The organism is Micromonospora sp. NPDC049171 (assembly GCF_040648275.1).
Classification (GTDB): domain Bacteria; phylum Actinomycetota; class Actinomycetes; order Mycobacteriales; family Micromonosporaceae; genus Micromonospora.
Genome location: NZ_JBEZDJ010000023.1, coordinates 55,811 through 77,838, shown reverse-complemented (window position 1 = coordinate 77,838; position 22,028 = coordinate 55,811). Strand labels below are relative to the sequence as shown.

General features: G+C 71.8%; 21 protein-coding genes. 11 read left to right on the top strand and 10 right to left on the bottom strand.

Annotated features, from left to right (window positions below; genetic code table 11):
* Positions 1-259: 259 nt before the first annotated feature.
* Complete coding sequence (locus AB0B14_RS26520) at positions 260-1,522, top strand: DivIVA domain-containing protein (RefSeq protein ID WP_357066939.1); 1,263 nt, start codon at positions 260-262, stop codon at positions 1,520-1,522.
* Positions 1,523-1,699: 177 nt separating this feature from the next.
* Entirely contained in the window at positions 1,700-3,892 is a 2,193-nt protein-coding gene (locus AB0B14_RS26515) for a hypothetical protein (RefSeq protein ID WP_357524754.1), read from the top strand.
* A gap of 226 nt (positions 3,893-4,118) precedes the next feature.
* Here AB0B14_RS26515 and AB0B14_RS26510 read toward each other — a convergent pair whose 3' ends face one another.
* Positions 4,119-4,952, bottom strand: a complete 834-nt coding sequence (locus tag AB0B14_RS26510) for a hypothetical protein (RefSeq protein WP_357524753.1) — start codon at positions 4,950-4,952, stop codon at positions 4,119-4,121.
* A 102-nt stretch (positions 4,953-5,054) separates the two neighbouring features.
* On the opposite strand from AB0B14_RS26510, the gene AB0B14_RS26505 reads away from it, so the two are divergent.
* Positions 5,055-5,300 carry a Scr1 family TA system antitoxin-like transcriptional regulator gene (locus AB0B14_RS26505; protein WP_357524751.1) on the top strand — a complete coding sequence of 82 codons (246 nt, stop codon included), beginning with the start codon at positions 5,055-5,057 and terminating at the stop codon, positions 5,298-5,300.
* 56 nt (positions 5,301-5,356) lie between these two features.
* Positions 5,357-6,550, top strand: coding sequence for an AI-2E family transporter (locus AB0B14_RS26500; protein ID WP_357066931.1), 1,194 nt, complete (start codon positions 5,357-5,359; stop codon positions 6,548-6,550).
* A gap of 3 nt (positions 6,551-6,553) precedes the next feature.
* Here AB0B14_RS26500 and AB0B14_RS26495 read toward each other — a convergent pair whose 3' ends face one another.
* The 7 genes from AB0B14_RS26495 to AB0B14_RS26465 all read right to left on the bottom strand — a co-directional run bounded on the left by AB0B14_RS26495 (position 6,554) and on the right by AB0B14_RS26465 (position 12,975).
* The gene (locus tag AB0B14_RS26495; protein ID WP_357066929.1) at positions 6,554-7,363 is read right to left on the bottom strand and encodes an alpha/beta hydrolase; all 810 of its coding nucleotides are present in this window, start codon (positions 7,361-7,363) and stop codon (positions 6,554-6,556) included.
* A gap of 135 nt (positions 7,364-7,498) precedes the next feature.
* Complete coding sequence (locus tag AB0B14_RS26490; RefSeq protein ID WP_357066927.1) at positions 7,499-7,828, bottom strand: hypothetical protein; 330 nt, start codon at positions 7,826-7,828, stop codon at positions 7,499-7,501.
* Positions 7,829-7,865: 37 nt separating this feature from the next.
* Positions 7,866-8,927: a hypothetical protein gene (locus AB0B14_RS26485; RefSeq protein WP_357524749.1), complete on the bottom strand. Its 1,062-nt coding sequence runs from the start codon at positions 8,925-8,927 to the stop codon at positions 7,866-7,868.
* Positions 8,924-9,418 (bottom strand): SigE family RNA polymerase sigma factor, encoded by a 495-nt coding sequence (locus AB0B14_RS26480; RefSeq protein ID WP_357066923.1) that lies wholly within the window; start codon positions 9,416-9,418, stop codon positions 8,924-8,926. The genes AB0B14_RS26485 and AB0B14_RS26480 overlap by 4 nt, the downstream gene beginning before the upstream one ends.
* Positions 9,419-9,458: 40 nt before the next feature.
* Positions 9,459-11,249, bottom strand: a complete 1,791-nt coding sequence (locus AB0B14_RS26475; protein WP_357524747.1) for a 3-hydroxybutyryl-CoA dehydrogenase — start codon at positions 11,247-11,249, stop codon at positions 9,459-9,461.
* 151 nt (positions 11,250-11,400) lie between these two features.
* Entirely contained in the window at positions 11,401-12,474 is a 1,074-nt protein-coding gene (locus AB0B14_RS26470; protein WP_357524745.1) for an alpha/beta hydrolase, read from the bottom strand.
* 84 nt (positions 12,475-12,558) lie between these two features.
* Positions 12,559-12,975: an FHA domain-containing protein gene (locus AB0B14_RS26465; protein WP_357524743.1), complete on the bottom strand. Its 417-nt coding sequence runs from the start codon at positions 12,973-12,975 to the stop codon at positions 12,559-12,561.
* A 255-nt stretch (positions 12,976-13,230) separates the two neighbouring features.
* Here AB0B14_RS26465 and AB0B14_RS26460 point away from each other — a divergent pair, with 255 nt between their 5' ends.
* Together AB0B14_RS26460 and AB0B14_RS26455 are read left to right on the top strand one after the other, a co-directional pair.
* Positions 13,231-14,727, top strand: coding sequence for an aldehyde dehydrogenase family protein (locus AB0B14_RS26460; RefSeq protein WP_357066915.1), 1,497 nt, complete (start codon positions 13,231-13,233; stop codon positions 14,725-14,727).
* Positions 14,728-14,806: 79 nt separating this feature from the next.
* Positions 14,807-15,466 (top strand): class I SAM-dependent methyltransferase, encoded by a 660-nt coding sequence (locus AB0B14_RS26455; RefSeq protein WP_357066913.1) that lies wholly within the window; start codon positions 14,807-14,809, stop codon positions 15,464-15,466.
* Between the two features lie 5 nt (positions 15,467-15,471).
* Here AB0B14_RS26455 and nucS read toward each other — a convergent pair whose 3' ends face one another.
* Entirely contained in the window at positions 15,472-16,131 is a 660-nt protein-coding gene (gene nucS, locus AB0B14_RS26450; RefSeq protein WP_357066911.1) for an endonuclease NucS, read from the bottom strand.
* Between the two features lie 71 nt (positions 16,132-16,202).
* Here nucS and AB0B14_RS26445 point away from each other — a divergent pair, with 71 nt between their 5' ends.
* Entirely contained in the window at positions 16,203-16,820 is a 618-nt protein-coding gene (locus AB0B14_RS26445) for a DUF4126 domain-containing protein (protein WP_357066909.1), read from the top strand.
* Positions 16,821-16,983: 163 nt separating this feature from the next.
* Entirely contained in the window at positions 16,984-17,280 is a 297-nt protein-coding gene (locus AB0B14_RS26440; protein WP_357066907.1) for a DUF1540 domain-containing protein, read from the top strand.
* Between the two features lie 15 nt (positions 17,281-17,295).
* Here the strand turns inward: AB0B14_RS26440 and AB0B14_RS26435 are convergent, their stop codons facing one another.
* Entirely contained in the window at positions 17,296-19,302 is a 2,007-nt protein-coding gene (locus AB0B14_RS26435) for a protein meaA (protein WP_357066905.1), read from the bottom strand.
* Between the two features lie 150 nt (positions 19,303-19,452).
* On the opposite strand from AB0B14_RS26435, the gene AB0B14_RS26430 reads away from it, so the two are divergent.
* From AB0B14_RS26430 to AB0B14_RS26420, 3 genes are read left to right on the top strand one after another with little or no spacing between them, the layout of a single operon-like run.
* Entirely contained in the window at positions 19,453-20,304 is an 852-nt protein-coding gene (locus AB0B14_RS26430; protein ID WP_357066903.1) for an ABC transporter ATP-binding protein, read from the top strand.
* Complete coding sequence (locus AB0B14_RS26425) at positions 20,301-21,146, top strand: ABC transporter permease (RefSeq protein ID WP_357066901.1); 846 nt, start codon at positions 20,301-20,303, stop codon at positions 21,144-21,146. The genes AB0B14_RS26430 and AB0B14_RS26425 overlap by 4 nt, the downstream gene beginning before the upstream one ends.
* A gap of 49 nt (positions 21,147-21,195) precedes the next feature.
* Positions 21,196-22,008: an alpha/beta hydrolase-fold protein gene (locus AB0B14_RS26420; RefSeq protein ID WP_357524740.1), complete on the top strand. Its 813-nt coding sequence runs from the start codon at positions 21,196-21,198 to the stop codon at positions 22,006-22,008.
* The last annotated feature ends 20 nt before the right edge of the window (positions 22,009-22,028 follow it).

Genomic DNA, 22,028 nt, shown 5'->3' with positions numbered 1-22,028 from the left:
ACGGGTGAGCCCTCGATGACCATTGCGGTGATCGGACATTGTTCTTCCGCTCCCATTAGCGGAAAACCCGCCCGGATCGAACAAAGGGCCTCGGGGCCCTTTTTCACGTCACGCTGCGTGGCGTCCGACCCGCCCGGGACCTGCCAAGATCGCCGATTGGTCCCGCCCCGCCGATGGTGGCAGTTGACCATGTAAAGAGGCCACGAAAGCTGCGCACCGCTCTTGCGAAGCACCCTGGGGCGTCTGCCAGTATGTCCCAATGCCCCAGCAGCAGTCCTCCCCTCTCGCGTTCTTCGATAACGCGAACTCGCAGCCAGACTTCACCGTCGGCCTGCGCGGTTACAACACTCACCAGGTCGATGACTTCCTCGGCCGGATGACCGCCGCGCTGACCCAGTCCGAGCAGGCCCGTGCCGAGGCCGAGCAGCGGATGAACGACGCCCAGCGTCGGCTCCGCCAAGCCGAACAGCGCATGAGTGCGCTGGAGCAGAAGCTCACCGACACGAACAAGCAGCTCGAAGAGAACAGCCGGCCCACTCTCTCCGGGCTCGGCACCCGCGTCGAGCAGATCCTCCGGCTCGCCGAGGAGCAGGCCAACGACCACCGCAACGAGGCCAAGCGCGAGTCGGAGGGCATCCTCTCCGCCGCCCGCCTGGAGGCCCGCGAGATCACCGACAAGGCGCGTGCCGAGGCCGCGGCCATGAAGGCCAGCGCCGAGCGCGAGGCGGGCAACCTGCGCACGGCCGCCGAGCGCGAGGCCGCCGAGGTCCGGGTGCAGGCCCGCCGCGAGGCTGACACGCTGCGCGCCGACGCCGACCGCGAGACCAAGCAGCTGCGTACGGTCACCGCGCACGAGGTCGCCGAGCTGAAGTCGACAGTCGAGCGGGAGGTGGCCACCCTCCGGGCCACCGCCGAGCGGGAGATCACCCAGCAGCGGGCCAAGGCCGCCCGCGAGGCCGAGGAGAAGCGCGCCGAGGCCACCAAGCTGCTCACCGACGCGCGGGACAAGCGCGACAAGGACCTCCAGGCCCTGGAGCTGCAGCTGGCCGAGCGACGCGAGAAGGCGGAGCGCGAGGAGTCCGAGCGGCACGCCGCCCAGGTCGCGCAGACCCAGAAGATGGTCAGCGAGGCCGAGCAGCGCGCCCGCGCCGCCCAGGAGCGCGCGAAGGAGATCGAGCAGCGCGCCGAGGCCCGCCGGGTCGAGTCGGAGCGCAACGCCGCCGAGACGATCGACAAGGCCAAGGCGCACTCCGAGAAGACGCTCAACGAGGCCAAGGCCGAGTCGCAGCGCCTGCTCACCGAGGCGCGCACCGAGGCGGAGCTGACCACACAGGCCGCCCGCCGCGAGGTCGAGGACCTCACCCGGCAGAAGGACGCGGTCACCTCGCAGCTGGGCCAGATGCTCTCCGGGCTCGCCGGCATCGTGCCGGGGATGCCGGCGGCGGCTGCTCCGGCGGCCAAGCCGGAGGCCAAGAAGACCGAGGGCGGTCAGGAGCGGGTGCCGGCGGAAACCGCCGGCTGACGCGCGGCGTCAGGTCGGGGCATCGACGGCGCGAGGTGACACCGGGTAACCGGTGCAACCTCGCGCCGTATGCGTTTCCCAGTTCGTGGTATCCCGTGCTCGCAACGGAGTGAAGTAGCTCGCACAAGGCGCGTCCGTATCGCCCCAGCAGGCCCTGTTGCGTGTGAGGATGGGGGCATGTCGCACGGCGAGGAACTGTTCGCTCTCGGCGGGGACGTGACGACGGAGCCCAGCTTCGAGTCCGCTCTGCGGGGGTACGAGAAGAAACAGGTTGATCGGTATGTCGCGCGTGCCGAGCACGAGATCGCGACCCTCGCGTCCGAACGGGAACAGGCGTATACACAGATCCACAAGCTCGCCGGTCAGGTCGAGGTGCTCCAGCGTGACCTGACCCAGGTGCGCAAGCAGATGAACGTGGTCGACCGGGCCTCGTTCAAGCATCTCGGTCCGCTTGTCGACTCGATCGTCACGCAGTCCGAGGAGCTGGCCGAGAAGATCGTGGCCGACGCGAACGTGGAGATCGAGGCCCGTCGTGCCGCGGCCGAGCACATCATCGAGGAGGCCCGCGAGCAGTCCGCGCGGGCACTGAAGGACTTCGAGATCGCCCTCGCCGCCCGGCGCTCGGAGGAGGAGCGGCACAGCGCCGCCCGCCGGGCCGAGGCGGAGGCCACCCTGCGGTCCGCCAAGGACGAGGCGGCGCAGTTGCGCAAGGCGGCGCAGGACGCGCTGGCGAAGGCACAGCAGGAGGCCACCCAACTCCGGGACACCGCCAAGGAGATCCACACCCGGGCCCAGCAGGAGTCGACCAAGCTGCGCGAGTCGGCCCGCGAGACGTTGGCCAACGCCCGGCAGGAGGCCAGCGACCTGCGCGACGCCGCCAAGGAGGTGCACGCCAAGGCCCTCCAGGAGGCCAAGCGGCTCACCGACACCGCGACCGAGGCCGGTCGGGCCACGCACGCCAAGGCGCAGCAGGAGGCCAAGCAGATCATCGACGACGCGTCGATGGCGGGCCGGGCCACCCGCGCCAAGGCGCAGCAGGAGGCGGAGCGGCTGACCACGCAGGCCTCCGAGGCGGCCAAGCGCAGCCGCGCCGAGACCGAGGCGTACGTGCAGCGGATGCGCGCGGAGACCGAGGCGTACGTGCAGCAGACCCGTGCGCAGACCCAGCAGGAGCTGGGCGCGTGGCGGGCCGGCGTGGAGCAGGAGGTCAACTCGCGTCGCGAGGCGGCCGACCGGGAGTTGGCGCAGCGACGGTCCACTGCCGAGCAGGAGTTCGCCAAGCGCCGCGACGAGCTGGACCGGCAGCACGAGTCCCGCCAGCAGGAGCTGGAGACCGGGTTCGCCAGCCGTCAGCAGGAGCTGGAGGCGGGTTTCACCACCCGCCGCGACGAGTTGGAAACCGAGTACACGAGCCGCAAGAACGAGCTGGAAACCGAGTACACGAGCCGCCGGGACCTGCTGGAGACCGAGTACTCCACCCGTAAGAACGAGATCGAGCAGGGCGCGGCCGGGGTTCGCCAGGCCGCCGAGCAGGACGCGGCGGCGCTCCGCCAGCGGTCCGAGGCGGAGGCCGCCGAGCTGCTGAGCCGGGCCGAGACCGAGGCCGGCGACAAGCGCCGCAAGGCCGACGAGCATGTCGCGGCGTCGCGTCGGCAGTTCGAGGAGTACGCGGCCACGACGCAGCAGCACCTGGCCACCACCCAGCAGCACCTGGCGGCCACCCAGCAGGAGTCGGCGGCGGGCCGGCAGCAGTTGGCCCAGGTGATGTTGGAGATCGCCCAGGCCCAGCAGCAACTCGCCGACCTGCGGCAGGAGACCTGGAAGTCCCGACAGGAGTCCGACGAGCTCCAGCGGCAGATGGCCGAGGTGCGGTTGCAGAGCGTCGCCGGCCCGATCGACGGCCCGACCGCTGGCGATGGGGTGAGCAGGAGCGCGGCCGACAATGGTGCCGAGGGCACGACCGTCTCCGGCACGGCGACCACCGACGACGGCACGTCGCCCGGGTCGGGTGCCGCCAACGCGGGCACGTCGCCCGAGTCGGGTGCGGCCAACGACGGCACGTCGCCCGGATCGGGTGCGGACAACGGCCGCAAGACCGAGCCCGCCGACACCCGGCAGCCGGTGAACGCCGCAGCCGAGGGGCAGTCCACGACCCGGCCGGTGGCCGAGCCGGTGACCACCGTCGACGGAGGCGCGGCCAGCGCCGGGGTGGACGGGGAGCCGACCGTGGCCGCCGTTCCGGGCGAGGGCGGCCGGGGCGCCAAGCCGACCAAGATCACCAGCACCGGTGAGAACGGCAAGCGACCCAGCAAGCCGACCACCGACGAGCGCAGCGCCAAGCCCAGCAAGGTCACCATCGAGAAGGACTGACGGGTACGCCGCCAGCCGCGTTCCCCGCACGAGTATCGAGATCTTGGACAGTTTCCGTTCTCGCGGAACGGAAACTGTCCAAGATCTATGTGTGCGTCGAGTGAGGCTGGGGTTGGGTGGGGGCCCAGCCGGCTGCGACGAGGGCCCGTCGGACGGTGTCGGCGACCTCGTCGGGGCGGGCCCGGACCAGCCAGGCCGGAAAGCGCAGGATCCGGTCGCCGCTGGTCTAGACGTCGTTCTGCCGACGCATGTCGTCCGCCCATTGCCGGACGTCCAGGTGGTGCGCGCCGTCGATCTCGACCTGCACCCGCCATTGCCGCCAGTACGCGTCCAGCCAGCGGTTGCGGCCCGCCGCGTCGACCCGATGTTGTTGAAGATCGGGTACGGGCAGCCGATGCCGGCGGCAGAGACGCAGGAAGTCGATCTCGGAGAGCGCCTGCGCACCGCCGGCGATGTCATCGACGGTCTGTTGGATCAGGTGCCGGCGGGGCGCTCGGGGGAGCACGTCGAGCACCGCCTGCAACTCCTCGGGCAGCACCCGCCGCTGCTGACAACCGGCCGCCAGCACCCGCTGCGCCTCCTCCGCACCAACCGCCCATCCCGCCGCGTCGACGAGAGCTCTGGCCGTCGTGGTGCGCGGAGGACGGGCGAGTTGCCGGTGCGAGTCCGGCAGCACCGACGTGCGATGCACCAGCACCGCGGGCATGTCGATCGGGAGGCGACGCAGCGAGGTCCGCGCGGCACGGCGGGCGGCTGGCACCAGCACGTGCAGTGGCTCACGGCGCAGACCTCGTACCCCGGCTTCGGTGGCAGCGGTTTCCCCGGCCAGCATCGCACCTGGCCCGGCTGCGAGCACCGCGACCCACAGTTGCTGGTCGCGGTTCAGGCGACCGTTGCCAGTCAGCAGAATCCCGCGACAGATCGATCGCCACCGGCCGGAGCGGATCCGCCCACGCACCGTCCCCTCGCTGAGCAGGCTGGAGACCTGCGCGGTCGTCAGCACGCCGGCCTGCTCGAAGGCGAGCCAGTCGAGTGCGTCGGCGTCGTCGGCGGGAAGCATCCGAACAGCTTTCACCGCCGGGACGTCACCCCACCACCAGATCTTGGACAGTTCCCGTTAGGCAGTAACGGAAACTGTCCAAGATCTGCGGGTCGGTGCGGGGTGTTCGGCGTCCGCGCGGCGGGGTGGCCGATCCTGTACGTCAGTCTTTCCGGACCGTTCGATCTGGCCCGAGGTGGCGGCGGTGGTTGGGTGGGGCACATGGAGCACCGGATTGACGGCCTCATGGTCGATGGCGACCATGAGGTGGCTACGCTGCTGGCGCGCTGGGCGATGATCAGAAACGGTGCGTTGTCCCGCCGCCAGTCGACCGAACTGCTGAAGGAAGTTGTGACCCCATGGAGCTGACCGGTGCACGCTGGCGCACGTCCCGCCGTCCCACCCTCTGAGCCGGGAGGTCCCTGGTGCCGCAGCACGACCCGTCCGGCGACAACCCGGACCTGACTCCCGGTCCCCTGCCAGCGGAGACGCCGCCCTCGGCGGAGACACCACCGCCGGTACCGGTCCCCGCTCCGGGCACCGACCCGGATGAGGCACCCGCGGTCCCGTCCGGCAGGTTCGGCACGCCGGGGCGCCCGCTGCGCCGCAACAGTTTCCTGATCGGCTTCACCGGTGGGCTGGGCGTGCTGTTGGCGTACACCCTCTATCTGGGGATTCGCAATGCCGGCGGCATCCTGGTGCTGGTGGTGATCGCGCTCTTCCTGGCGGTCGGCCTCAACCCGGCGGTGGTCCGGCTACGCCGCTGGGGCCTGCCGCACGGCCTGGCGGTGGCGGCGGTCGCGCTCACCGTGGTGCTGCTGCTCTGCGGCGGCGTGTGGGCGCTGGTCCCGCCGATCGTGACGCAGTCGGGGCAGTTCATCGACCAGATCCCGAGCCTGCTCGCGGAGTTGCGGCGCAGTCCGACGGTCAATGACCTGATGGAACGGTACGACGTGGTGGAGCGCGTGCAGGGCGCGGCGAACGCGGACACCGTCGGCCGGGCGCTCGGCGGGGTGTTGGGCGGCGCTCAACTGATCTTCGGCACGGTGTTCCGGACGCTGACCGTGCTGGTGCTGACGATCTACTTCCTGGCCTACTTCAACAAGCTGCGCTCCCTGGGCTACTCGTTGGTGCCTCGGTCGCGGCGGGAGCGGGTGCAGCTGATCGGCGACGAGATCCTGGCCAAGGTCGGGGCGTACATGGTCGGCGCGTTGAGCATCGCGGTGCTGGCCGGCGCGACCACCTTCGTCTTCGCGCTGATCGTCGATCTGCCGTACCCGTTCGCACTCGCCGTGGTGGTCGCGGTGACCGACCTGATCCCGCAGATCGGCGCCACCCTCGGCGCGGTGATCGTGAGTCTGGTGGGCTTCGCCACCGACCTGCGGGCCGGCATCGCCTGCGCGGTTTTCTTCCTCATCTACCAGCAGGTGGAGAACTACCTGATCTACCCGAAGGTGATGCGGCGCTCGGTGGAGGTCAACGAGGTGGCCGCCCTGCTGGCCGCGCTGCTCGGGGTGGCGCTGCTGGGCGTGGTGGGCGCGCTGATCGCCATCCCCACGGTGGCCGCGCTGCAACTGATCCTGCGCGAGGTGGTGCTGCCCCGCCAGGAGACCCGCTGAGCGTCAGTCGGCCTTGCCGGCGGCGGGGCCGGGGACGGGCGTGTCGGCGAACGAGGCCACCGTCCGGTCGGCGTACGCGCTGACGTCGCCGGACTCCATCGGGCCGTCCCAGGTCGTCGGCAGCGGCACCTCGACGGCCGGGTTGACCCGCCGGACGATCTCGTCGAGCACCGTCTCCGCGTCGCCCACCCAGAGGTGCTTGGCGCCCGGCACACCGACCACCTCGGCCTGCGGCACCGCGGCGAACCGCTCCCGCGCCTCGGCCGGACGCAGGTAGTCGTCGAACTCCGGCACCAGCGCCGTCAGCGGCCGACCCGAGGTGGCCCAGGTGGCCAGGTCCGCAGGTGTCGAGAAGCGCAGCGGCGGGGAGAGCAGGATGGCCCCGGCGATCGCCGGGTCGCAGCCGTACCTCAGGGTCAGGTCGGTGCCGAACGACCACCCGACGAGCCAGATGTTGGGCAGCTCGGCGAACTCCGCGTACTCGATGGCGGCGGCCACGTCGTACCGCTCCCCCACCGCGCCGTCGAACGCTCCCTCGCTGGTGCCGCGCAGGCTGCTGGTGCCCCGGGTGTTGAACCGCAGCACGGCCAGGTCGGCGAGGGCGGGCAGCCGCCAGGCCGCCTTACGGAAGACGTGGCTGTCCATCATTCCGCCGTGGGTGGGCAGCGGATGCAGGCAGACCAGGGTGGCCACCGGCGGCCGGTCGGCCGGCAGGGCCAGCTCACCGACCAGCCGCAGACCGTCGGCGGTGTGCAGCTCGATGTCCTCCCGGCGGCCGGGCAGGATCGACGACGCGCGAATCGCTGTGCTCACCGCTCAAGTCTGTCGCGAAGTCAGCGCCGCCGCCCGCCCAGGCACAAACAGCGTGATCCAGGTCGCTAAGCCGCGCCGTGCGACACCCCGGCCGGACCGCCAGGCCGTGGCCGTGAAGGCCCCCGGCTGAGCCGCTCAGTAGCGGGGGGTGCCCCGGCCGCGTTGCACCGCCGGCCCGCGCCGGTCCCGGGCTCGCCAGCAGCCACTGTGCCAGTGCCGCCGGTCGGTCAGGTCACCCAGGCCGTCGGCCGGCCAGGCCACCAGGTGCGCCACTCCGGGTGGGATCTCCTGGTTACAGCCGGGGCAGCGGTACGTCTTGACGGACGCCCCGGCGCCGATCCCGCGTACCTGCCAGGCACCGTCGGACCACTGCTGCACCGAGGCGACACCCTGCCGGACCCGGTCGGCGTCCAGGTTGGCGTTCTCGTCCCGGCGAGGGCGATTGCGACGGGGGCTCACAGTCACCAAGCGTACGGTCCGTCTGGTGCGGCGGCCCGGCCGGTCACCAGGACGCGGGCTCGTCCAGTGGCTCGCTGACCTGCGCCCCGCCCAGCACCGTGGCCGCGTCCTCCTCGTCGTACCCCTGTGCCGGCCAGCCGAAGTTGGCGGTCAGGTGGGCCCTGGGAAAGCCGAGCAGCTCAAGTTCTCCGACCTGGGTATCGATATGGGCCGGTTTGCCGCCGACAGTCCGGTTCCCCTCGGTGCGGGTCCCGGCGATGCCGATGGCGTACTGCAACTCGACCTGGATCGCGCCCGGGTTGCTCCCGGAGACCATCATCTGCACGCCGAACGCCGCCGGGAACGGTGCCACGGTCACCTCGCACCTCGTGAGCCGTGTGCCCGCCGGCAGCGTGGTGAGCCGCAGCGGGCCACCGCAACGGTGCGCCTGGTCGAGCCGCAGCGCGGCGGCCACGTCGAACAGGTCCCGCTCGTCCGGCCCGCTGCCGCTGGCCCGGGCGTACACCCCGGGGGCGGGTTGCCAGTGTCGCAGCCACGCCAGCACGCCGTAGGGCCCCTCGGCGTGCGACACCGACCCGTCGTAGACGCCGTCCTTGACCAGCTCCGGGACCAGGGCCGGCAGCCCCTGGGCGCGCATGGGCAGGGCGTCCGCGGAGGCGGCCAGCTCCACGGTGACGGTGCGTCCGCCGACGTCGAGCCGCGCCAGCTCCACGCCGCTCTGCACCGACCAGGAGAGATATCGGGGCCCGTCCGGGGCGAACCCGAAGTGCAGCACGTTCGGGTCCGTGCCGACCAGGTCGGGTCGGGCGGCCGCACCCGGCACGCCGTCGAGCCGGGGCGGCGTCACGGCCTGCACCGCGTCAGTCGGCGGGCCCAGCCCTGGAATGACGACGTCCAGGCCGGAGCCGGAGAGACTCACCGGGCCGAGGGCCACGCCCGCGCCGAGCACGGCCACCACCCCCAGCACCGAGGCGGCGGTGGTGCGTCGGCGGCGGATCCGGGCCCGGCCACGGGACACCGCGACGGCCAGCAGCCGGTCGGTGTCCACAGTGCCCTCGGCGCGCTCGCGCAGCGTCTGGTCGATCCGCTGGTCGAGGTCTGTCACGGTCGGCTCCCGTTCGTGGCCGGGGCACCGCAGCGCTCCCGGAGGTTGGCGAGCGCCCGCATCGCGTGGGTGCGGACGGTGACCGGTGAGCAGTCCAGGATCTGGGCGATGGTCTGGTCGTCGAGGTCCTCGTAGTAGCGCAGCACCAGCACCGCCCGCTGACGGTCGGGCAGGCCGAGGATCAGCCGCCACATCTCGTCGCGGTCGGCCGCCTCGCCGCCGAGGTCGCCACGGTGCGCCCGCTCGGCGAAGGACTCGACGACCAGCTCACGGCTCGATCGACGGCGCCACCAGGAGTTGTTGGCGTTGACAAGCATGCGACGCACGTACACGTCGGGCCGGTCGGCGCGGACGATCCTGCGCCACTGCACGTACGCCTGGGACAGCACCTCCTGGGTGAGGTCCTCGGCCCGGTGCTCGTCACCGGTCAGCAGCCGGGCGAGCCGGACCAGCGCCGGTCCCCGGCTGCTGACGTACTCCTCGAAGGTCACACCCTGCAGACGCCCTGGGCACCCCGTGGCGTTTACCCGCTCAGTGGTGCGAGTGGTCGCGGAAACCGCGACGGGCCTTGCGACCCAGGTAGCCGGCGGTGACCAGATGCTCCAGCAGCGGCGCGGGCGCGAAGCCCGGCTCGCGCAACTCCAGGTACAGCTCGCGCTGGATCGCCAGCGCGACGTCCAGCCCGACCACGTCGAGCAGCTCGAACGGGCCCATCGGGTAGCCGCAGCCCAGCTTCATGGCGTGGTCGATGTCGTCGGCCGTCGAGTAGCTGGCCTCCAGCATCTTCACCGCGTCGTTGAGGTAGGGGAAGAGCAGCGCGTTGACGATGAACCCGGACCGGTCCGCGCAGACCACGCCGGTCTTGCCGAGCGTGGCGCAGACGGCGCGGGCGGTGGCGGTGGCCTCCGGGGAGGTGCGGATCGTGCGGACCACCTCGACCAGGGGCATGACCGGGGCCGGGTTGAAGAAGTGCAGCCCCACCACGTCGGCCGGTCGGTGGCTGGCCATCGCCACGTCGATCACCGGCAGCGAGGAGGTCGTGGTGGCCAACACCACGCCCGGCTTGCAGATCTCGTCGAGGCTCGCGAAGAGCGCCTGCTTCACGCTCAACTCCTCGACGACCGCCTCGACCACCAGGTCGACGTCGGCGAGGTGGTCGAGCGTGGCCGACCAGCTGATCCGGCCGAGCGCGGCGTCCCGGTCGGCCTCGGCGAGCTTGCCGCGCACCACGCCCTTGTGCAGCGAGGTCTGCACCGCCTCGCGGAGCGTCGCGGACTTCTCCAGGCCACGGGCCACCGACACGACCTCGTAGCCGGCCCTCGCGAAGACCTCGACGATCCCGGTGGCCATCGTCCCGGAACCGACCACGCCAACCTTGGCGATCGCGCGCGCCCCGTCGGCGGCCGCCGCGTCCGTGGCCAGCGGCGTCGCCTCGTCCGGTACGACCACCGGCGAGCCGGGCCGCTCGTAGGTGTAGAAACCCCGACCGGACTTCCGGCCGAGCAGTCCCGCGGTCACCATCTGCTTGAGCAGCGGCACCGGGGCGTGCCGGCGGTCCCGCCCGCCGCGCCGGTACATGGTGTCCAGGATCTCGTACGCGGTGTCCAGGCCGATCAGGTCCATCAACGCGAGCGGGCCCATCGGCAGGCCGCAGCCGAGCTTCATCGCGGCGTCGATGTCCTCCCGGGCGGCGTAGTGCGACTCGACCATGGCGACCGCGTGGTTGAGGTAGCCGAAGAGCAGCGCGTTGGCGATGAAGCCGGCCCGGTCGTTGATGGTGACGTCGACCTTGCCGAGGCGGGCGCAGAGCGCCTCGACATCGGCGACCACCTCGGGTGCGGTGACGACCGTGCGGACCACCTCGACCAGCTTCATCACCGGCGCGGGGTTGAAGAAGTGGATCCCGATCACCTGGTTGGGCCGGGTGGTGGCCACCGAGATCTCGGTGACGCTCAGCGACGAGGTGTTGGTGGCGAGGATGGCCTCCGGCCGGCAGACCCGGTCCAACTCCGCGAAGATCCGCTGCTTGAGGTCCAGGTGCTCGGGCACCGCCTCGATGACCAGGTCGACGGAGTGCAGCGCGTCCAGCCCGACCGCGAAGTGCACCCGCTCGTGCAGGGCGTCTCGGTCGGCCACGGCGAGCTTGCCCTTGGCGACCGCCCGGTCGGTGGAGCGGGTCAGGGTGGCTCGGCCACGCTCCAGCGCCGGCTCGGAGATCTCCACCGCCACCACGTCGACACCGTTGCGGGCGAAGACCTCGACGATGCCGGCACCCATGGTGCCCAGCCCCACCACACCCACGGTGCTGAACTCGCGCGCCACGACCGGCCTCCCCAGACACTCCGCACGGCCCCTGAACGGCCGCTAAGGCTATGCGCGCGAGTCTGCCACGTGACGATTGGTTGTCGCGACGCCGTGGCCTATTTCACCGCCGGCGACGTGACGTCTCACCGCCGGCGACACGACACGGACCCTAGGCGGCGGGACCGGTGGTCAGGGCCAGCAGCTCCGCCACGAACTCCGCCGGGCGCTCCAGGTGCGGGCTGTGCCCGCAACCGGGCAACACCACCTCGTGGTACGCGCCGCCGGCCGCCGCGTACCGCTCCAGCACCGACCGGGTCTGGCCGATCATCGGCTGCGGCGGGCAGACCTCCTCGCCGGGCCAGCCGGGCACGAGACCCAACGAACCCAGGTACGCCAGGTCGAACAGTGAGGTGTCCGAGACGATGACGTCGGCGTCGCCGCGTACCCAGGTGATCGGAGGCTTCTCGGCGACGGCCACCAGCTCGTCGGCGAGCCGGAAGTGGGTCGGCGCGAGGGCGTTGAGCACCCCGCGCGTGCCCGGCGCGGTGCCCGGCCAGTTCTCCGACGGCTCCGCCGTGCCCGGGTAGTTGTCGTCGCCGGTGGCGGTGGAGAGCACGGTGTCCAGCAGCAGGTCCTCGTCGGCGCCCAGCGCGGCGGGATCGGCCACATAGGTGGCTCGCAGGACGGCGCGCGGGCTGGCCGGAGTGTCCGCGCTCCGGTCGCCGGCGGCGAGCAGGGCGACGAAGTCCGGATTTGCCGTGCCGGCGCCGGTGCCGGCGAAGTCGGGGGTGGTCGGCGTGCCGGTCAGGTCGCGGGTGCCACCGAAGCCGTACGGGGAGACCGGTGCCGCGAGCAGGAGCGCGCCCACCCGGTGTGGATTGTCGACGAGCAGTCGCATCGCCACTCCCCCACCGAGGGAGTGCCCGACCACCACCGGGCGGGTGTCGCCGGCGCCGAAGAGCGTCGGGTCGTCCAGCAGCGCGGCCACGTCGTCGGAGAAGTCCCGCAGGCCGCGAGTGGCGTCCACCGGGGCCGTCGCGGAGTCGCCGTACCCCCGCAGGTCGGGGGCGACCACCCGCAGCGTCGGCGGCAGCCGACGGACCAGCGGCTCCCAGAACAGCGCGGACGAGCAGTTGCCGTGGATCAGCAGCACCGGGGTGCCGTCCGGCGGGCCGGCCACCCGGACCGCCTGGGTGATGCCGTTCGCCGTCACGATCCGTTGCTCGGTTTCCATCCGCGGCATGCTGCCACGCCCGCCGGTGCCGGTCCAGGTGCCGAGCAGCCACCCCGGGTGCGGCCCAGGTGTGGGCCGCACCCGGGTCGCCGGTCAGCGCCGGGCGCCGGGCGGCGTGGCCAACGGCAGCGGAAGGGTCGGCCGGACGTCCCGCCGGGACGGCCCGAAGCTGAGCCCCACCGGGTCGGTGTGTGCCACCCCCGGGTCGAACAGGCGCAGCTCGGTACGGCCGAGTCGGATCACGTCACCGTCGCAGAGCCGTTCCACCTCGGTGATCCGACGGTCGTTGAGCCAGGTGCCGTTGGTCGAGCCAAGGTCCCGCAGCGACGGGCCCTCCGGGGCCAACCACACCTCCGCGTGGCGGCGGCTCAGATGCGGGTCGCTGATGACGACGTGACCGGTCGGCGCCCGGCCGACCACCTGCGGTTCGACTCGAAGTCGGAAGCTCGCCCCGCGCATCGGCCCACCCGCCACCGTCAACAGCGGCATAAGTTCTGGAAGTTCCTCCATGGACAGTCAGCCCTCCACCCCACACCGTCACTCCGCGCGTCAGCCTGCCACCAGACGGTAATCATCGACACCGACCGGCCGGTCAGCTCCTCGTCACCTCCCGGCCACCCGCCGTTCGACGATTCGGCCGGACCGCGTTCGTCATCGATGGCCTGACCTGCACTGACAAACGATCAGGCGAAACGGCACGACGCCGGGTCGGCCGGTTACGATCCGGACCTACCAGTGAGTAATCCTCGGGTCTAGACTTCCGCCATGACGGCTGTGCATGTCCCGGGTCTTCCGATCATCGAGGCGGGTCGACTGGTCTCCACCAGCCCGGCCACCGGCGCCGAGGCCGGCCGCTTCCCGGTCGCGACCGAGGCCGACGTGCGGCGGGCCGTCGAGGGCGCCCGCGTCGCCGGCGGATGGTGGGCCGGGCTCGGCTTCGCCGACCGCCGCGAACGGATGCTGCGGTGGCGTGCCCTGCTGGCCACACGCATCGAGGAGCTGGCCGAGCTGGTGCACGTCGAGGGTGGCAAGCCGATCGCCGACGCCATCGTCGAGGTCGTCACCGCGATCGAGCACATCGACTGGGCCGCCCGCAACGCCAACCGCGTGCTCGGCCCGCGCCGGGTGCGGTCCCGGCTCATCCTCGCCGAGTTCTCCGCGCACCTCGAATACCAGCCGTACGGCGTGGTCGGCGTGATCGGCCCGTGGAACTACCCGGTCTTCACACCGATCGGTTCCGCCGCGTACGCGCTGGCCGCCGGCAACGGTGTGGTGCTCAAGCCGAGCGAGTACACGCCCGCCGCCGGCCAGTGGCTGGTGGACAGCTTCGCCGAGGTGGTGCCCGAGCAGCCGGTGTTCGCCGCCGTGCACGGGCTGGGCGACGTGGGCGCCGCGCTGTGCCACTCCGGGGTCGACAAGCTGGCCTTCACCGGCTCGACCGCCACCGCCCGCAGGGTGATGGCCGCCTGCGCCGAGACGTTGACCCCGGTGCTGATCGAGGGCGGCGGCAAGGACGCCATGATCGTCGACAGCGACGCCGACCTGGACGCCGCCGCCGAGGCGTGCGTCTGGGGCGGCATGACCAACGCGGGCCAGACCTGCATCGGCATCGAGCGGGTCTACGCCGTCGACTCGGTCTTCGACGCCTTCGTCGACAAGGTGGTCACCCGCGCCGGCCGGCTGACCGTCGGCCCGGAGGGCACCGACATCGGCCCGATCACCATGCCCCGGCAGATCGACGTGATCCGCCGGCACATCGACGCCGCGATCACCTCGGGCGGGCGCGCCGTGCTCGGCGGTCCGAGCGCGGTGCAGCCGCCGTACGTCCACCCGACCGTGCTGGTGGACGTCCCGGAGGATTCGGCCGCCGTCCGCGAGGAGACCTTCGGCCCCACGCTGACCATCAGCCGGGTCCGCGACGCCGACGAGGCCGTCACCCGCGCCAACGCCCTGCCGTACGGCCTGGGAGGTTCGGTCTTCGGCCGGCGCCGCGCGGTGTCCATCGCGCGGCGGCTGCGCTCCGGAATGGCCTCGATCAACTCTTCACTGACCTTCGCCGGCATGTCCACCCTGCCGTTCGGCGGGGTCGGCGACTCCGGCTTCGGGCGGATCCACGGGGAGGACGGGCTGCGCGAGTTCGGCCGGGCCAAGGCGGTCACCCGGCGTCGGGCCCGATCGCTGTTGCCGTCGATGACCTTCGAACGCACCCCGACCGACGTGGCACGACTCGTCAAGGCCATCAAGGTGATGTACGGGAGATGAGTGTCGGATAACCGATCTCGGCGAAGATCAGCGTATCCACATGTTTATAGGCGGTGTCTGCGGCGGTACATTGCGTTAAATGGGCCCCAATCGATTGCGCTACCGCCTTGTCGACAGCGAGCAGTCGTGGAGTGCGCGGCGGCGCCAGCACCGCTCGGACTGGCTGGCGCGCACCTTCCCCGAGATCGGCGACATGCACGTGGTCGATCTCGGTGGCCGGCTCGGCACCTGGCACCGCGCGACCGTCCGGCCGGCCCGGGTGACAGTCGTCAACCTGGAGCAGCCGCCCGCCGCCGTGCCGGACTGGGCCCACGTCGAGCAGGCCGACGCCTGCGACCTGCCCCCGCGCATCGTCAAGGGCGGCTACGACCTGGTCTTCTCCAACTCGGTGCTGGAGCATGTGGGCGGGCACGAGCGCCGGCTGCGCTTCTCCGCCGCCGCCCGGGCGATGGCCGACCGGCACTGGGTGCAGACGCCCTACCGCTACTTCCCCATCGAGCCACACTGGATCGCGCCCGGGATGCAGTTCCTGCCGGTGCGACTGCGCACCGCGCTGGCCCGACGTTGGCCGTTGGGGCACAAGCCGACCCGCAGCCACGACGCGGCCATCCACCAGGTGCTCTGGACCGAGCTACTGGACCGTTCGCAGATGCGCCACTACTTCCCCGACTCGACGATGCTTGTCGAGCGGGCGTTCGGCCTGCCCAAGTCGTTGATCGCGGTGCGTAACGGCGGGTGAGCCGATCAGAAGAGCGTCAGCTCGTCCTTCTCGATGCCCCGCAGCCGGTCGTAGTTCACGACCACGCACCGGATGCCCCGATCGGCGGCGAGCACCCGGGCCTGCGGCTTGATCTCCTGGGCGGCGAAGACCCCGGCCACCGGGCTGAGCAGCGGGTCACGGTTCATCAACTCGAGGTAGCGGGTCAACTGCTCCACGCCGTCGATGTCGCCCCGCCGCTTGACCTCGACGGCGACCGCGCCGGCGTTGGCGTCCCGGCACAACAGGTCGACCGGGCCGATCGCCGTCATGTACTCGCGGCGGACCAGCGTGAACCCCTCACCCAACGCGCTCGGGTTGGCGGCCAACAACTCCTGTAGGTGCGCCTCCACCCCGTCCTTGCGCAGGCCCGGGTCCACACCCAGCTCGTACGAGGTGTCCTGGAAGATCTCCTCCAGGGTGATCCGCAGCTCCTCGCCGGCCTTGTTGACCACCCGCCACACGCCGGGCGCCTCCTCCAGCCGACAGGGCGGGCTCATCCAGTTCAACGGCTTGTAGGCCCGGTCGTCGGCATGGATCGACACCGACCCGTCCGCCTTCACCATCAGCAACCGGGTGGCCGGCGGCAGGTGAGCCGAGAGCCGTCCGACGTAGTCCACCGAGCACTTCGCAATGACCAACCGCACCCGACGAGGGTAGCCGAGGACCCACCGGTCGCCACCGAGCGGCACTGGCGCGTCGATGCGATGCTGAGTTCGTGTTCGAAGTCCTCACCGGCACCGGCCTCGCCGCCTCAGCGGGGTTGAACGCCTACATTCCCCTGCTCGCCCTCGGTCTGCTCGGTCGCTACACCGACCTGATCGACCTTCCCAGCGGCTGGACCTGGCTCGGCAACGGCTGGGTCATCGTCATCCTGGCCGTGTTGCTCGCCGTGGAGATGGTGGCCGACAAGGTGCCGGTGGTCGACCACGTCAACGACGTGGTGCAGACCGTGGTCCGACCCACCGCCGGCGGCCTGGCCTTCGGCGCCGGCTCCTCGTCGGAGACGGTGACGGTCAGCGACCCGGGGAGTTTCTTCTCGTCCCACCAGTGGGTGCCGGTCGCCACCGGCGTGCTGCTGGCCCTGGGCGTGCACCTGCTCAAGTCCGCGGCCCGTCCGGTCATCAACGCCACCACCGCCGGGTTCGGTGCGCCGGTGGCCAGCACCGCCGAGGACGCCACCAGCGTGGTGGTCTCCCTGGTGGCGATCATCCTGCCGGTGCTGGTGCTGGCGTTCCTGCTCGGCCTGGTGGTCTTCGTCTACTGGTTCCTCCGACGGCGCTCCGAGCGCCGCCGGGAACGCGAGGCGGCCCGCGCCGCCGGCTTCCGCGTCTGACGCTCGATCGACTCGGGTTCCTGCAAACCGGGCCATCCCCGCGGCGGGACACCCCGCCTTCCGGAAACCCGAGTCGATCACCCTGGCCGGCGGGCAGGTGAATCGAGGGATGGCCGACTCGACAAAAGCCTAGGATCGGGGCAAAGACCTAGAGGAGGTTGGCATGACCGCAGCGTTGGAGATGCCCCGGGTCCAGGAGTGTGTGGTCGCCGCGTGCGCGTACAACCAGTCGGGTGACTGTCACGCCTTCGCGATCACGATCGGCAGCATGGACCACGCGCACTGCCACACCTTCGTCGAGTCGCCCATCCGCGGTGGCGTGGACGGCCTGACCGCCCAGGTGGGCGCCTGCCAGCGGTCCGACTGCCGGCACAACGAGCAGTTGGAGTGCCACGCGTCCTCGATCAGGGTCGGCCCGGACAACGACCTGGCCGACTGCATGACCTACGCCGGCCGCTGACCACCCACAGCGGGGTCAGGCCAGGTCGTTGGCGCGTCGGATGACAGTCACCAGGTCGTCGATGATGCCGGTGAGGGCGAAGTCCTTCGGGGTGAACACCCGGGCCACCCCGGCCGCCCGCAGGGTGTCGGCGTCACCGGCGGGGATGATGCCGCCCACGACCACCGGCAGGTCGGCCCGGCCGGCGGCGCGCAGCCCGTCCAGCACGGCGGGCACGGCGGCCAGGTGCGATCCGGAGAGCACGGACAGCCCGACCAGGTCGACGTCCTCCTCGACGGCGGCGGCGACGATCTGCCCCGCGGTCAGCCGGATGCCCTGGTAGACGACCTCGAAACCGGCGTCGCGGGCGCGTACCGCGATCTGCTCCGCGCCGTTGGAGTGCCCGTCCAGCCCGGGCTTGCCGACCAGCAGCCGCAGCCGGCCGCTGCCCAACTCCCGAGCGGTGGCGGTGACCCGCCCGCGGACGGCGGCCAGGCCCGGGTCGCCACCGCTGCCGGCGGCACCGGCCAGGCCGGTCGGCGCCCGGTACTCGCCGAAGACCTGCCGCAGCGCCCCGGCCCACTCGCCGGTGGTCACCCCGACCCGCACGCACTCCAGGGTGGCGGGCATCAGATTGGCGGTGGTCGCGGCGTCCGCGCGGAGCCGGGTCAGGGCCGCGTCGACGGCGTCCGCGTCCCGGTCGGCACGCCACCGGTGTACGCCGGCAGCGGCGGCCGCCTCGACCGCGGGGTCCACCCGCTCGACGGCCTGCGCGCCGGCGGCGGTCAGCGGGGAGGGCTCGGTCTCGGCGTACCTGTTGACCCCGACGACCACGTCGGCCCCGGACTCCATCCGACGGCGGCGCTCGGCCAGCGAGGCGACCAACGCGCTCTTGAGGTAGCCGGACTCCACGGCGGCGACCACGCCGCCCGACTCCAACACCTTGTCCAGCTCGACCCGCGCCCCGGTGACGATCTCGTCGACAAGCGCGGTCATCACGTGCGAGCCGGCGAAGAGGTCGGGGTATTCGAGCAGGTCCGACTCGTACGCCAGCACCTGCTGCATCCGCAGCGACCACTGCTGGTCCCACGGGCGGGGCAGGCCGAGCGCCTCGTTCCAGGCGGGCAGTTGCACGGCGCGGGCCCGCGCGTCGCGGGACATCGTCACCCCGAGCATCTCCAGCACGATGCGCTGGATGTTGTTCTCCGGCTGCGCCTCGGTGAGGCCCAGCGAGTTGACCTGCACGCCGTAGCGGAACCGCCGTTGTCTGGCCTCGGTGACCGCGTACCGGTCCCGGGTGATCTCGTCCCAGAGCACGCCGAACGCGCGCATCTTGGCGATCTCCTCGACGAAGCGCACCCCGGCGTTGACGAAGAACGACACCCGCTGCACCACGTCGCCCATCCGCTCGGCCGGGACCTGACCGGAGTCGCGGACCGCGTCGAGCACGGCGACCGCGGTGGCCAGCGCGAACCCGACCTCCTGCACGGGCGTCGCGCCGGCCTCCTGGAGGTGGTACGAGCAGATGTTGACCGGGTTCCACCGGGGCATCTCCCGCAGCGCGTACGCCACCACGTCGGCGGTCAGCCGCAGCGACGCCGCTGGCGGGAAAATGTACGTCCCCCGGGACAGATACTCCTTGACGATGTCGTTCTGCGTGGTGCCGGCGCAGCGGGCCAGGTCGGCGCCCTGTTCCCGCCCCACGGTGCCGTACAGGGCGAGCATCCACATCGCCGGGGCGTTGATGGTCATCGAGGTGTTCATGTCGGCGAGCGGGAGACCGTCGAAGAGCGCCCGCATGTCGCCGAGGTGGGCCACTGGCACGCCGACCCGACCGACCTCACCGGCGGCCAACTCGTGGTCCGGGTCGTACCCGGTCTGGGTGGGCAGGTCGAAGGCGACCGAGAGGCCGGTCTGCCCCTTCGCCAGGTTGCGGCGGAAGAGGGCGTTGGTCGCGGTGGCCGACGAGTGGCCGGCGTAGGTGCGCATCACCCACGGGCGGTCCCGCTCGGGCAGCCGCCCCGAATATGCCGTCTCATCCATGGCCGGAGTTTAAGTTACCCCCCGGTAAAACGGGTTGTGGAAAACCACACACGTCCATGTCGGGGACGTCCGGGTGGGAAACGGCCGCGGTGGCGCGCACCGCCACCCCCGGGGCACCGGGCCGGCCTGGTCAGGCGCACACTTGACGACATGGATGACGAGCTGGCCATCTCCGTCCGGGGGCTGCGCAAGGCGTACGGCGACAACGTCGCGGTGGCGGGCGTGGACCTCGACGTCCACCGCGGTGAGGTGTTCGCGTTGCTCGGGCCGAACGGCGCCGGCAAGACCACCACGGTGGAGATCCTGGAGGGTTACCGACGCCGCGATGCCGGCGAGGTCACCGTGCTGGGCACCGACCCGGCGCACCCGGACGCCGACTGGCGCTCCCGCGTCGGCATCGTGCTCCAGGGCACCGGCGAGTTCGACGAGCTGACCGTGGCCGAGGTGATCCGGCACTTCTCCGGCTTCTATCCCGACGCGGACGACCCGGACAAGGTGATCGAGCGGGTCGGGCTGGCCGACAAGGCGAGAGCCCGTACGCACAGCCTCTCCGGTGGGCAGCGGCGTCGCCTGGACGTGGCGCTGGGCATCATCGGTCGCCCCGAGCTGCTCTTCCTCGACGAGCCGACCACCGGTTTCGACCCGGAGGCCCGCCGCGAGTTCTGGGAGCTGATCCGCGACCTCGCCGCCGCCGGCACCACCATCGTGTTGACCACCCACTACCTGGACGAGGCGGAGGCGCTCGCCGACCGGGTCGGCGTGATCGCCGGCGGCCGGCTGGTCGCGGTGGCCGCCCCCGCCCAGCTGGGCAACCGGCAGGAGGCGCTGGCGACGGTTTCCTGGCGTACCCCGGACGGGGCGCTGGAGAGCACGCAGAGCGCGACGCCGACGGCCCTCGTGGCCGATCTGGCCGCGCGCCACGGCGGCGAGGTGCCGGGGCTCACGGTGACCCGGCCGACCCTGGAGGACGTCTACCTGAAGATGATCGGACACGCGCGATGACGACCACGACGAAACCGGCCTCCGCGGTCGCCGCTCCTCGGGGCCAGCGGCCGAACGCTGGCGCGCTCGCCCTGCGCCAGGGCCGACTGGAGATCACCCAGTTCCTGCGCAGCCGGGAGTCCGTGGTCTTCACGATGGGTTTCCCCATCATCATGATCCTGATCTTCGCGTCGATCTTCGGCGGCACGATCGGCGGCGGGGTCAAGTTCACCCAATACTTCATCACCGGCATGATCGCGACCGGCCTGATGACTGTCAGCTTCCAGAACCTCGGCATCTGGATCCCGATCGAACGGGACCGGGGTGTGCTCAAGCGCTACCGGGGCACCCCGATGCCCAAGTGGGTCTGGTTCGCCGGCAAGGTGATCATGGTGGTGGCGATCGGCATCGCCGAGACCGCGCTGCTGCTGGCCGTCGCGGTGGCGCTGTTCGACCTCGACCTGCCCGGCACCGCCGGGAAGTGGTTGACCTTCGGTTGGGTCGCCGTGCTCGGGGTGACCGCCTGCACCCTGTGCGGCATCGCCATCTCGTCGCTGGCCCGCACCGCCCGCAGCGGCTCGGCGGTGGTCACTCCGGTCGCCCTGGTGCTCCAGTTCATCTCCGGGGTGTTCTTCGTCTTCACCGACCTGCCCACCTGGATGCAGCAGGTCGCGGCGCTGTTCCCGCTCAAGTGGATGTGCCAGGGCCTGCGATCGGTCTTCCTGCCGGAGAGCTTCGGCGCCCAGGAGCCGGGCGGCTCGTTCGAGCTGGGGCGGGTCGCCCTGGTGTTGGCCCTGTGGTGCGTGATCGGTGTGGTGCTCTGCCTGACCACCTTCCGCTGGACCACCAAGCGCGACGGCTGACCCGTTTCCCTGGGCCCCGGATCGCCCCGAGGCCTGTCAGACTTTGCCGATGGCCGCTCGACCAACCCGGCGTGGTCTCCTGCTCGCTGGTGCGGGAGCGACGGCGCTGGCGGTCGGGCTCGGCTGGGCGGCCCGCGACCTGATCCGTCCCTCGCCGGCACGGCCGACGCCCCCGGACGCGCCGGCCGGTGACGAGCGCCTGACCAGCCGGCCGTCCACCGCACGGGGCCGCTCGGTCGACTTCTACACCGCCGTCCCGGACGGGCACGGCGACGGCCAGGGGCTGCCGGTCTGCCTGGTGCTGCACGGCGCGTCCACCACCGCACGCGACTTCCCCGGGCTCGGCCTGGGGCGCTTCCTGACCGACGCGGTACGCCGAGGCGCACCGCCGTTCGTGCTCGCCGGAGCGACAGGCGATCGCCTCTCCTGGCGCCCCGCCGGACGAGACGACCCGCAACGGATGGTGCGGGAGGAGTTGCCGGCCTGGTGCGCCGAGCGGGGCTTCGACACCACCCGGCTGGCGGCCTGGGGCTGGTCGATGGGGGGCTATGGCTCGCTGTTGCTCGCCGAGACCTGGCCGGGCCTGCTCCGGGCGGTGGCGGCCTGCTCCCCCGCCGTCGCGCCCGGCGACGCCGTCTTCGCCGGTGTCGACCGGCTGCGCGGCACCCCGCTGGGCCTCTGGTGCGGTCGGCAGGACGACTTCCTCGACGACGTGCAGGCGCTGGAGCGGGCCCTGCCGGAGCCGGCGGTCCGCGTGGAGTACGCCGACGGCCGACACGACTTCCACTACTGGGGCTCGGTCATCCCCAGCGCGTTGGACTTCGTCGCGGCGGCGCTGGACGCGCCGGCCGGCCCCACCTGAGCCGGCCGCGAGGCCCGCGA